Here is a 12,951-nt window from a genome sequence, read left to right on the forward strand (position 1 = left end):
GGGGATTATTCATGCCAAATAGCGACCTGCTCGCTTTACGAGAAAAAATTGTTGAAGCCCGAACCGAGGCGGCAGTCGCAGCACTGGAGGTCGCTGAGTTAAATCCACAAGTCCAAGCGGCTCAGGCACTCGCCTCTGTCGCTTCGAACGATGCGGCAGAGACTCGCCGTGTGCATGATGAGTTAGTCCAACGGACAATCCAGATCCCGACACTCCAGCAACAATTTACCGAAGCGCAGAGACTTATAGTTGAGCTTGACACTGACGTTCAAGCGGCCCAATCCGCAGTGAACTTATTAAAAAGATCAATTTCGAACGCGCCTGCACCGATGCAAGCGCAGCTTCGCTTGCAATTAGCGCAGGCGGTAAAGAAGCTAGATGCGCTGAAAACAAAGGCGAACGATGCGAGAGCGCGTTCGGATGCCATTCAGTCCGAGCTGAATCAACTTATGGCAATGAGCGCTCAAATTCCGGCGGCAAGCGCGAATGTGATGGCAGCAGAGCTGAAGGAAGCAGACGCGATGCAGGCGCTTGCCCAGTTAATGATGAAGCTTGATGCTGCGTTGAAGAAGATTGAAGCCGAGAAAGTGCTCATTCAGAAGTACCATGAGAAGGTTGATGAGCTGACCAACAAGCTGAGTTACAAATTTCCGATTGCTATGCTGCCTGTTCGAATCGAGACCCGATCTGTCGATTTGCCCGGTGGCGAGAAGGACTTGCTGGTACGTATTTACCCGGATGACATTGGACAGGACAGTCACCGCCGTTCATTGACACAAGGTGAGATCGATTGGGGCATGCAATTTTGGAGACATATGAACGCGGCTCAATCAGACCCCGAGCGGCAGCAAGCTTGGATCGGACTCGCGCAGCGGTTTGGGCCGGAGCGAGCGGCTTGGATCAAAGAGCAGACCGAGCATGGTACACCTGCAGCGGACTCGAAGGAACAGACGCCGCAAGCGGCGCTGCTGCCAGACCGCTTTCAAGTATGCCTGTACAAAGATGACAAGAGAGAGCAAGTGGCTTACTGCAACCCAATCCTCAGTCCTGTCTACACCGGCCCATCGCCAAAGTTACCCCGGAAGCAGGTGGGGACAAGCGGCCTTGAACTGGACGAGGGAATGCTGTGGATGGCTGACTTTACGAAAGCCGTTGAAATCGGAATGGCCATTCGGATTCGATTGAAACCAGAGCTTGCAACCAAAATCGACCGGCTTATCGTCATGGGCGTCAGCGTATCGCTGACTGAACAGGAGTCCGCCGAGTCCCTTGCCGATCTGTTTGACGCTCATCATTATACGTGGGGACTCGGCTTTGTGCCTGTAGGCACGCCGACGAATAACGCATCAAATACCTCATCGGGTCATGGCGCAAAAGACACTGGATATTCGGAAAGCTTTGCTTCTGAGTTCAATGACTTGATCCAGCCGAATGACGAGACAGATGGTACGATAACCACGCGTGCGTTCGGGATACGCGAATCCGTTTTCCGGCATGTACCGCATGCTGACAATAGGGACCAAAAGGATGCACGCATCATCAACGATACGTTATGGCCTGCGACATGGGGTTATTTTCTTTCACAGATGATGGATCTTCCAGGCACTGCTGGCACTTCCGACCTTGAGGAGTGGCGAGCATGGTTTAAGAACTATGTCCGGGCTCGCGGACCATTGCCTGCCTTGCGTGTTGGAAACCAGCCTTACGGCCTCTTGCCGGTTACTTCACTTGAGCGGTACCGACCTGGATGTGAGCCGGAACTGGTAGTGATCGTGATGGAGAAAACGAGTAAGTCCCCGTATCTACACTTATCCACCCGCGTAGGATGGAATGTGACGGAAAAAGACGGTTTAGAACGCTGGTCTAAACCATTTGACATCTCCCCAAAACTAGAAGATCTCATTAGTGAACTACTCCCGAATCCCCAACCTGGGGCAATATCTTCCACATCGATCGCGGTGACGATATCGAATCTTGGAAATAACGATCCATCAAGTTTAATTGTCTACTTATCCGCAGGAAATGGAATAACGACGAAACAATTGTATCAAATTGGCTTGCAGATGAACGAAGAAGGTGGCCCACAAGAGTGGAGCAAACCAATCTCCATTCCCGAGAGCACTGTCGGCAGCATCATCGGATCGGCTGTAGGTTGCGCTGATTTGAACGGAACTGGCCGGCCTGACCTGCTGATATACCACATAACGGAAATGAACAATGCCCGAACCGCGGCCTACCGCATTGGCTGGGATCTCGATCTGAAGGGGCAAGCGTCATCCTGGAGCCAGGTAGTCAACGTTCCTATCCCGAAAATTAATGCCACACCGTGTTGTGCCGTTGCCATGGCAGACCTTGATCACAGCGGTCTTCAGGATCTCATCATTGTCATGGCGCAAGCCACCGGGCGCGGTAGTGGCACAGCCTTCTTCCAGATTGGCCGGGATCTTGGTCCTGACGGGGTCCCTTCCGGATGGTCAACGCCGGAAGCAATACCGAATTGGCCTGCTGAAGTGAAAAGCGTTAGTGTCAGCGTCCAGGTCAAAGGTGCCGAAACGGAGCTTGTAATCAGCTGCATTGCCAGCCCAAATAGCAATACGAGCGGGTATCTGTTCACAGGGATGCTATCGGGCGGTACGATTACACAGTGGAGCACCCGCACGCTGCAAGGCATTCGGCTCAGGCAGGGTGAGGAGGTAGTGAGTCTCGCTCTGGCCGATCTTGGCCGCGGGGATGAAGTTTCCTTAGGTACGGCAAGCGGGCGCGTGAACTTACTCAGGTCCCTTCGTGACGTATGGCGCCGCTCACTTACGAACGTTCCCTATTACGGCAGACCAGGTACTGGCAACAACAATTTGGTGGAAATGCTGGGGAGGGAAGGCGTATCGAGCAGTTATACGGTCCGTCCGGTCATGGGAATAGGCTATTTGAATGAGTTATGGCGCTTTTTGAATCAACCGCTCGATGATACTTGGCGGAGCAATCATAAGTCGGCCGCCCTTTCTGGATTTAAGCGGATTGGGCTAGCTGGAGAGCCTCGACTTGCACAGCTTGTGCTAGACCAGGAGGCGGGGTTGTTGGAAGCGCCGCTCGTGCAAGAAGACGCAGTCTCCGCCGCTTTGAGTCCGAATTATATCGCCGAGATGATTAAAATAAAACCGCTCGATTTGCAAAAATCTAAGCCTGCTCGGTCGCTGCTCTATCTGCTGCTTCGTCATGCGGTCCTGTGGGAATATGCCGCCGCTGCTGAGCGGATGGGCTTTCTGAGCGATCCGTTGCAAAATCATAAGCTGTGGGATCCCGAATTCATCGACATTCCTGAGCCGTTTACGATGACACCGCTTCGCTGGCTAGAGAAGAGTGTCCCGCACGATCCTAACCTGACGATCGCGGACTATTTGCACAACCTTAGCCTCACTTCTCCCAACCGCATGGAGGTCGCCCCGATTGCGAGGCTTCGAAAAAATCTGGAGGATTTGGCAGAAATGCCGGTAGCTGTGTTAGAAGAGCTGCTGAAGGAGAATCTGGATCTAAGCTCATACCGGTTGGATGCATGGATTACGGCATGTGCGTCGGTGCGACTGAGCGAGCTGCGGAGCAAGCACCCGAAGGGGATTTACGTCGGCGCCTACGGATGGGTTGAAAATCTTGTTCCGGCACCGATGCAGGTCAGCAAGGGATATATTCATGCGCCGTCTGTCGCACATGCAGCCACAGCGGCCATTCTCCGAAGCGGATATCTCTCCCATGCCGGTACGGGAACAGGGGACATGCTTTCCGTGGATTTATCTTCGGAACGTGTTAGGCTTGCACTTCGCCTTCTTGAGGGCATCCGACGTGGACAGCCGATGGGCGCACTGCTGGGATATCGATTCGAACGGAACTTGCAAGAACGCTCTTCGATACTCATGAAGTATGTCCCGGAGCTTCGTAACCTCGCTCCCTTAACTGCCGGAAAGCTCACCCCCGAGGACGTAGATGTTGAGGCGGTAGCTGCCCCGAGCGTCGTCGACGGATTAGCGCTGCTCAGGCGCTGGCAAAAAGGTTTGGACGACAATCAGTGGAATGGCGACACCATACCCTTTGGCAATGCCGGTTCCGGTCTGCCCGATCTGGGGCATGTAGACCATTCCGGAATCGAGACGGAGTTAAGGCATTTGTCGGATCTCGTCGATGCGGTGAGCGACCTGGTCGTAGCCGAGAGCGTACATCAAACTGTACAAGGGAATCCGACACGGGCAGCCGCCAGCCTCGAAGGCATCTCACGCGGAGACGTCTTGCCGCCGGAGCCCGAGATTGTGCGTTCGGCGCGAAGTGGGATTGGCATTACACATCGGGTGATTGTGCTGCTCGGAGATATCGATTCGAATGATCACTATGTAAAAAGTTGGAATCACGGAGATGTACAAATTGGAGGTAGGAAGGTAGCGGACCTACAGATGCGGGCAAAGGCAGAACCGGTACTGAACGCATGGGCGGCCCGACTTTTTGGCGATCCAATGAGCGTCATTTGCAAGGTACAACATACGGATGAGCAAACCGGTGCCGTAAAAGAGGGAATAATCACGCTGAAAGAGCTGAGTTTATCGCCTCTTGATGTGCTATTTACCGCCGTTTCGCGAACGCCCGTCCTGTCAGGGGGCAAGATGGAATACCCTATTCAGGAAACAGAGATAGAACGGCGGCTAATTCTAGCTGCTAAGCAGCAGTGGCCCGACATGCAGATGACGCTTTTGCTCGACCGTGATTCCAGTTGGGGGGGGGACAAGATCAGTTTTCCGGAGCTGTTTGAGATGGCAGCATCTGCCCGTTCGCTGATTACAGGCGCACGCGCGCTCGAGCTGACGGACCTGCTTGAATCGCGTGATGCCATACGCGCAGCAGATGATCCAACCACTCGAAATTTGCTCGAGAATTCCAAGCTAGAGCTCAAGAAAAGGGCCGATAAAGTGGCGGCTGATTTCAAAGAGGCGGTAAATGACCTTAAGGAGCTTATCAAGGATGTGGATGCCACTTATGAGGCATTGTATCTAGCGTTATTCCGGCTTTCATACACCTATGGAGACGCGCTTCCGACCAGCGTAGGCGAAACAGATGAAGAGCGGCGGAAAGCGCTTCATCAACAAGCAGTATTGATCGCGGATGAGCTAGACAAAGTGGTTGGGTTGCTGAAGGAACAGGATGATACTGGCCGGTTGCAAACGATCTTCGGGGAGGCGTTCCGGGTGCTTCCACTGTTCGAACCTCAAAATGCAAAGGAGCTCAAACAATCGATTAAGGATCATCAAGGGCTTCAAGAGGTCGAGACCTGGTTTCAGAAAGTCGCGAAAGTTCGCAAAGGAGCCGGTGATCTTGAAAGTACGCTTCTTTACGCCGAGGCGGTAAGCGGCGGAGGGGATGGTTTATCCTTCGACGTTGCACAGCTGCCCTATATTCCCCAAGATCGCTGGGTGGGACTTGAAATTGTTAAAGACCAGAAGCTGGGCGGCCAGCTGTCGCTGGTCACGCACCAGCCGGATGGGTTTGACCGTGAAAATAGGCTTGCAGGTCTTATGATTGATGAATGGGTTGAAGTCATTCCTAACCCGGTGGAGACGACTGCGGTCAGCTTCCAATACAACGCCCCCGGAGCCGTAGCTCCGCAGGCTATCTTGCTGGCAGTGGCACCTGAAGTACATCGACCCTGGAATGTAGATATACTCGAGGACATCCTGATAGAGACACTCGAGCTTGGAAAACTGCGAGCCGTTGATCCTGACGAATTGGAAAGCCTCGGACAAGTTCTTCCGGCGCTTCACTTTCCTTTTAACACGGCAAAAGGCAAAGAAACCATCGATATGAATCTATATGATATGGTTAAGAAGATTTGATTCCAGCTTGGCAGGAAGGAGATTGCCATGTCCTCGATTACCACATGGTCCCGCTTGGAGCCTCGCGCACGAACCGCGTCGCTCAACATCAATTTGCAAGCCCGAATTCACGATCCGCTATGGATGCTGGCCCGTCAGTGGCAATTTGGAGAATTCCAGGGCGAAGATAACGGCTCTCCCGTTGCGGCGAAGCTGGAAACCGAGCAAAGCTCGTTGAACTTCTATGCTCCTGGCCGTTTGCCGGGAGGAGTCGACGTCGAAAGCTACGATCACCGAAAGCTGCCGCTAGAAACCATGGCGGAGAAGGAACGTTTCTTTTCGTCCGTTGAGGACAATTGTAGATGGATGATCGATTCTGGACTTCATTTTATCCGTTTGTTAAATGATCTGGGACCAAAATATCGTAATGCTTATATAAGCATGTATCCGATCGATCAGTTACCCGTAGACTTGCGATCTAAAATTGATGGCGGCAGCCTGCGGTTTATGGATTTAATGGTCCCACGCACGGTCAACGGGCAAAAGCTATATTTCGATTTGAACAATACGCTTAGGCCGGCGGCAGGCGCGCCGAAGCTCCCCTTACAACCGGCGATCGAACGAGCGGATCAGCAACAAATATTGAAGGCATGTCATGACTGGCTCTCCTGGTACGATAGCGTGTATAACCAGCGATTTTCTAGCGCATGGGCGGCAGAACGTATGGAATATGAGTTTGCGGCAGCCGCACCGATGTCGGCATCTGCGGGGTTTAACAATAACCAGCTGGTGCTTGTTGCTCCGGAATACGTGGAAGGTCGGCTTGACTGGTACTCCTTCTCCGTCGATCGGCAGTTGAGTCTTAATGGCATTGATGCATCAGGATCTGGAACTGGATCTGTTGAGACGATCGAGCGCTCGGTTCTTCCGTCACCTGTCGGTTTTAAGGGAGCGCCGTCTACCCGCTGGTGGGAGTTCGAGAACGCCGATGTCAATTTTGGAGCCGTTGATGGACCACCGGACGACCTTGCGAGAATGCTCATGTTGGAATTTGCACTGATCTATGGGAATGACTTCTTTATGATTCCAGTGGATTTGAACGTAGGCACGGTCTGCCGAATTTCAGCCCTTCACGTATGGAATGCGTTCGGTGACGAGGTACGTATTGATCCGTCTAGCAAAATAGATGATCAAGGCAATGCCTGGCGCATGTTTCAGTTGTCTCAAGACAGTCGAGCCGGACAAGTCTTAGCAACCGATCCGCTAGATCTGTTCTTCTTGCCTCCTGTGCTAGGTCCTAGTCTTGAAGGTCCGCCCATAGAAGAAGTCCATCTGCTCAGAGATGAGATGGCGAACCAGGCTTGGGGGATCGAGATTGTTGTAGCCGGTCAGTCCGGACGTCCGGTGAACCGCCAAGAGGAGTACAATGAAAGGCGGCAGCGCCAGGAGCTGAGGAGAGAAGCTGCGGTCCCCGGTTCGACCGTACCACGAACCGGACCACTGGAATACAAGTTAAGCACAACCGTGCCCGATCACTGGTTTCCTCTAATTCCTGTAAAGAATCCGGCAGCCGATTCGGATCATGAACGGACGATAGGACTAAGTCGCGGGGTTATGATGGATCCCGAGACAAATCAAGCCATCCATCCGAGAGGGCGTATTTTGAATCCGGAGCCTTCAGGCCCTAGTGAGCCTATAAAGCCATTAATCATAGAAGAGAAGGAGGTTCCGCGGGAAGGGGTTCACATCACAAGGGCGTACCAGTACGCCCGCTGGATCGACGGATCGACACATCTCTGGATTGGGAGAAGGAAAACGGCTGAATGTGGAGGCGTAACAAGCGGACTTCGGTTCGATGTTGCTGAGTCGAAAGATTAATGAAAACTGTCAATGGACAAACATCGCTTTAAAAACAGATTTAGCTTTAATAAGACGCAGAGAGGGGGGCCATGATTTGTATAGCTATTTTTCAAACTGGGATCCAACTTTGCTAGCTAAATAGCCTAATTAATAAATTTAGGGAGGATCTTCAATAATGAATAAATTTGATATTTTTTTAAGCCACAATGGAGCCGATAAAGCATGGACAGAGAAATTAGCCTTCGATATTGAAAATAATACAGATGGTCGGCCGCTTCGGGTTTTTTTTGATAAGTGGGATATTGAAGCTGGTGCTGATATTCCAATTGAAATAGAAAACGCATTAGAAAACAGTCACTTTATCGGTCTTGTGTTATCTCCACAAGCACTTGCTTCTGAGTGGGTTACAATGGAAAGATCAACGGCTGTTGTAAAAGATCCATCAGCGAAAAACAAGACAATTATACCAATATACAGAAGACCCTGTGATATTCCATTTACATTAAAGAGAATTAAGTATTTAGATTTTTCGGATGAAGGAAAATATGAGCAATCTCTTGATCAACTTTTATCGATTCTTCGTGGTATTTCATTAAAAAGAGGATCAGAAAAAACTTTAGAAACAATACATATGCAGGAAGATCAGCGTCTATTTGAAGAATTGCTTAATGCTTTTGAACGCCCTGCTTTTAGATTACCGTGCATCTATGAACTTTTCATAAGAGAGCTGGCAGAGGCAATTGATGACACACAAGCAGCCATAAATACTGGAAAACTATTTAGTCGTAATCATAATCTGCTTCGCGAGACAGATGCTGTATCTAATTTTCGAACTGTAAAATATCGTGATGCCTTTTCGCAGATAGTATATTTGTTATCTAGACTAAAAAATAAAATTATTAATTTTCGCCACAATTTCGAATGTGCATATCCTAATTACAATCATCATGAAAATTTTTATGCAATGTATTCTCATATACCATCGGATGAAAGTGAGGCAAGAAAGTCTCTTTTAGAAAAAATGGATGAAATAGATAAGATACGGAACGATATCATTGTTTTACTAAATTCTGCAAATAAGAATCCTCAAAAAGAATTGCCATTAATCAAAATTTCAACAAGCACATTCAATTTATAGGTTGCGTGGATATATTTGCGGGATAAAAATAGTCCTACAAGACATACGGTAGATAAAATTGCGCCACAATCGCCGGACATGTTCTGGGAGGGAGAAGCGTTCATGCTGGAAGCGACTAGAAGAGTCCATGCGGCAGGCCAAGCGATCCGGCGATATGGTGCACGCCGATGAGCTGACTCAATACCTGATAAGGCTAGTACGGGAACTGGACGATGATATGAAAGCATGAGAAACCGAACCGGGAATCATTCTTCGAGAAATGATGCTTTTTTTGTTGAGAGAGGGAATGGATTTGAAAAGGAAAATTAACTTGGTATTTTGGCTGCTGATTTTAATAATCTTGGTAGTAATGCTGTGTGCAGTATTCTTTGATTTAAGTTTTTTAAGTAACATCCGATTCGTTAAGAACATGAAAGTGGTCTCGGGACTGTTATTTGGCGCTGTGCCGTTACTAATTGCAGCGATAGTCCTGATCGGAATAATGACCAATAAATGGGTGTTCAAAATCGAACGTCTCAGCTTGGGCGGGTTTAATGTGCTTTTTGATAATCCAGAAAAGCTGTACAAGAAAACCGTCAAATCGTTTCTCGATACGAAGCGGACTCTTTATCATATTGATTTTGAACGTGACAATTTTGAAGAGACGTTTAATTCCTATTATAAAACGTACGAATTCTTCCGAAACGAAATGAAAATTCTCGATAATGAAACCAGGCGGGGAAGATGGAGACGCAATAAAGAACAAGTCCAACTTTATAATGTGACGAACCAAATTATCCAAATGTTAAACGAGTTTTTGACAAGCCATCAAATAATTACCGCCGCTGGTATAAGCATGTCTCTGACAGCAACGAAATCGAAATCCCAAACAGCGATCCGTTAAAATTTCATCTGACGCCCATTGGAGAAGCACAGAAGCATTATTACCGTTACGAATCGTTGTGCCAAGATTTTATTGGAATCAATATGTTTTTCAGCCATACAGTGAATAAGTTTTTTGACGTCGATATGGAAAAATGGAAAAGAGGTTAAAGGATGAGAAAAACGTCATTGTTACAGCATTAACAAGAACATTGTCCGATTGCCGAAAAGCTGCTGACTGGCCTGTAATTAACGGATCATCAACACGATTTGAGTCAAAAACATTTTCTATTTTGCAGGAAGCGATCTTGCAAGACTAATCCTCTCCTTCCACCATGCGGAGGGTTCTATCGATAAAGTGGTAGTGATATTGGCAGAAAAGGAGAGTACCTGTCCTAAGTTGCAACGTACCGGCGGACGAGGAGGAGCGCATACGGCTTGCGGCACTGGGGAGCGGAATGGAAGTAAAGTGGTAGTGATATTGGCAGAAAAGGAGAGTACCTGTCCTAAGTTGCAACGTACCGGCTAAAAAAGCATCAGATTATTTTAAGCTAATGTCGGTTGACAAGAACATTGTCCGAATGAAGTTCGCATAAAACGCGGGCTTTTTTAGTTATCGGATCAAGTTCTTGTCATTTTGCGATGACAAGAACTTGATCCGATTCCCGATTGGTGACAAGAACATTGTCCGAATCCCAACAAGCAGCCGGCTGGCCTGTAATCTGTTGAGCTAAACCAGCTAATATCTTGTCAACATTTTTCATTAGAAGCTCTAAAAATTACTGCTATACTAGAATTTGAGCAAGACAAAGAACCCTCCGAAATTACGTTGGAAGGTTTTTCTTGTGTTGGTTACTTAGGCTAAATCCAGGTCGATGAAGGTCACTTTGCGCTTGAGCAATGCGAATAACCAGTGCAGTAGCTTGTTCACGCATGCAATCATGGCGACTTTGTAAGGCTTACCTTCAGCGATCTTTTTGTCGTAAAATGCCTTCATTTTCTTGCTGCCGGATCGCCGCAAGCTGCAAAGGACGGCCAAGAATAAGGTGTGCCGAAGCCTACTGGAGCCTCGTTTAGTAATTCGATTGATCGTTGCCGTGAATTTCCCCGACATATGAACGCTAGGATCTACACCAGCGAAGGCAACCAATTTTTTCGGGTGATTAAACCGATCGATTTCACCGATTTCCGAAATAATCGTTGCAGCGATTTTTTCACCGATACCGGGAATCGATTGGATAATCTGATATTCTTCCAATTCATTAGCGAGGGCATCCATTTGCTATTCCAGGGCGGTTAGATGCTCTCGATAATGAAGTAACATGCTAACGTACATTTCAAGACTAATGAGATGGCTGTGAAACGGTGCATTTCGAAAGGGATTCCGTTCAGCTGCAGCCAGCAGAGCTTCCGCTTTTGACCGTGCCCAGTTCTCAGATCGGCGTATACATAAGAGTGCAATCTTCTCTGCAATATTCGTTTTCCCGGCTTTAAGAGCAGCGTCAGAAGTCGGAAATGCCAACAACGTATTTAGCGATACCGCAGAGTGTAAGTCCCCAAAAACACCTTTATACTCAGGAAAAACCTGATCTAAGACAGCTTGGAATTGCAGTTTAACTTGAATGTAGAGACCCGTAATTGCATCGTGCTGCCTTGTTAAGTTACGTAGGTTTAGCAGCTGAACACCTCTAGTTTTGTGTCGTTCAAAGTCCTCTTTGTAGAACAGTTCACATAGAGCGTAGGCGTCAACTGCATCGGTCTTAACCTTGCGCAAACTGGAGGCTTTCTTGGCCTGAAAAGACAGCATCGGATTAACCACGACAAACAAGTAATTATGATCCTCCAAGAAGCGAGTAACTGGGAGATGATAGTGACCTGTTGCTTCTAAGATAACCATGGGTTTTTGATCTGTTTGCTCCTCAATGAGTCGTAAGAACGAATAGAAAGCCTCTAAACCTTCACGAGTATGAGGGACGGTAAAGCTCTTACCGTAAGGCTGACCTTTATCTAGAAAGGCTTGGCCTTGACTTTCTCCCTTAGCAATGTACAGTCCAACTACTGGATTCATCGTTTGTATCACCTTCACTTCATTAGATTCGCCGGTAGCCCCTAGTCCCGCTTGTAGTGTCATAGCTTCGCTTGTTATTCGGGATCATTGTCCCAACCAGCCTCAAACATGTTTCTACAAGTAGGGGGTGAACAGTTTAGCGCACGGGGTTAAACCCCACGGGCAGAGACGTTCTACCCCGGCTACCCGTACTAAACCTCTTAAAGACAAAAGAGGTCAACCAGTAAAAACTGGCTGACCTCATAATACGAACGGGCAGAGTAGCTTAACAAAGATAGGTCTAATGTTTACTTTCTGTTATGGCCGTCCGACTCTCCAGTGGGACATGGTTCCATTGGTTCTCGCTATTCACCGTCTAACAGAAGATATTCTGGCAGGCGGTTTTTGTATTTCTCTCGAAATTCCCCCAATACATCAATTTTTAAAGTTGAATTATAATTTAGGTAATTGTAGATATGTTTTTCCTTGTGACTGTATAATTTAAATATTAGACATTGTTAAAGGCGGAATCAGAATGACATGGACTCTTGATAGTGTATATGAAAGGAATACAGAATCGCCTTATACTTTTTATTTACCGAGCCCAGGGGTAATAAATCTCCTGAAAGTCGGCGACCTTGTTAAGTTGATTTTTTTGTCAGATGAAGAACACGATGAGTATTCTGGTGAAAGAATGTGGGTTGAGATTTCTGAGAGAAAAGAAAATACTTTTAAAGGTCTGCTAACTAATATTCCCATTTATATTAGTGGGCTTAGTGTCGGACAAGAAGTTCAATTTTCTTGTGAGCATGTATGTGATACTCAACTTGATGACCCAGAAGGAGATAAGTGGGACTATTTTCTTGATATAAAAATTGTCATTAGTAACGATGTTTTAGAGAGAAATGAGTTTAATTTCTCCTTAAAGATGAACCGAAGGATGGAAATGATTCAGGTTGGACGCTATTTAGCGGTTATGAGCCTGATGGATATAACTCTATTTCCAATAACTTCCAATATGTTTCAATAGGGGTTGCTTTGAATATTGATGATTCATTATTAACATTTGTTAATGATAATCCTCTCTGTGCTTATGAACGTGACTGGAAAACAGGAAAGTTTGTTAAGATAAATGACTATGATTGGGATACGTACTTAAACTCTTAAATTATGAAATCATTTTTTTGATAAACGCAAAA

5 protein-coding genes and 2 pseudogenes are annotated in these 12,951 nt (G+C 47.6%); 6 read left to right on the top strand and 1 reads right to left on the bottom strand.

All coding sequences use genetic code 11. The features are described 5' to 3' along the window. Positions 1 to 11 precede the first annotated feature (11 nt). From AC0YN4_RS03695 to AC0YN4_RS03710, 4 genes are all read left to right on the top strand, one after another. Positions 12 to 5,867: a hypothetical protein gene (locus tag AC0YN4_RS03695; protein WP_475835187.1), complete on the top strand. Its 5,856-nt coding sequence runs from the start codon at positions 12 to 14 to the stop codon at positions 5,865 to 5,867. 27 nt (positions 5,868 to 5,894) lie between these two features. Next, positions 5,895 to 7,724 carry a hypothetical protein gene (locus AC0YN4_RS03700; RefSeq protein ID WP_475835188.1) on the top strand — a complete coding sequence of 610 codons (1,830 nt, stop codon included), beginning with the start codon at positions 5,895 to 5,897 and terminating at the stop codon, positions 7,722 to 7,724. Between the two features lie 157 nt (positions 7,725 to 7,881). Further along, positions 7,882 to 8,844 carry a toll/interleukin-1 receptor domain-containing protein gene (locus tag AC0YN4_RS03705; RefSeq protein WP_475835189.1) on the top strand — a complete coding sequence of 321 codons (963 nt, stop codon included), beginning with the start codon at positions 7,882 to 7,884 and terminating at the stop codon, positions 8,842 to 8,844. A gap of 310 nt (positions 8,845 to 9,154) precedes the next feature. Next, complete coding sequence (locus AC0YN4_RS03710) at positions 9,155 to 9,727, top strand: hypothetical protein (protein WP_475835190.1); 573 nt, start codon at positions 9,155 to 9,157, stop codon at positions 9,725 to 9,727. Positions 9,728 to 10,561: 834 nt separating this feature from the next. Here AC0YN4_RS03710 and AC0YN4_RS03715 read toward each other — a convergent pair. Beyond that, positions 10,562 to 11,773 (bottom strand): annotated as a pseudogene (locus AC0YN4_RS03715) (IS110 family RNA-guided transposase). 673 nt (positions 11,774 to 12,446) lie between these two features. Between AC0YN4_RS03715 and AC0YN4_RS03720 the strand changes: the two are divergent. Further along, a complete protein-coding gene (locus AC0YN4_RS03720) occupies positions 12,447 to 12,782 on the top strand; it encodes a hypothetical protein (RefSeq protein ID WP_475835573.1) in 336 nt (111 codons plus the stop codon). Then, positions 12,728 to 12,919, top strand: a pseudogene (locus tag AC0YN4_RS03725) (immunity protein Imm33 domain-containing protein); the annotation flags it as partial. The gene AC0YN4_RS03720 and the pseudogene AC0YN4_RS03725, both read left to right, overlap by 55 nt. Positions 12,920 to 12,951: the final 32 nt, after the last annotated feature.

It is taken from the genome of Paenibacillus sp. J22R3, assembly GCF_056269305.1.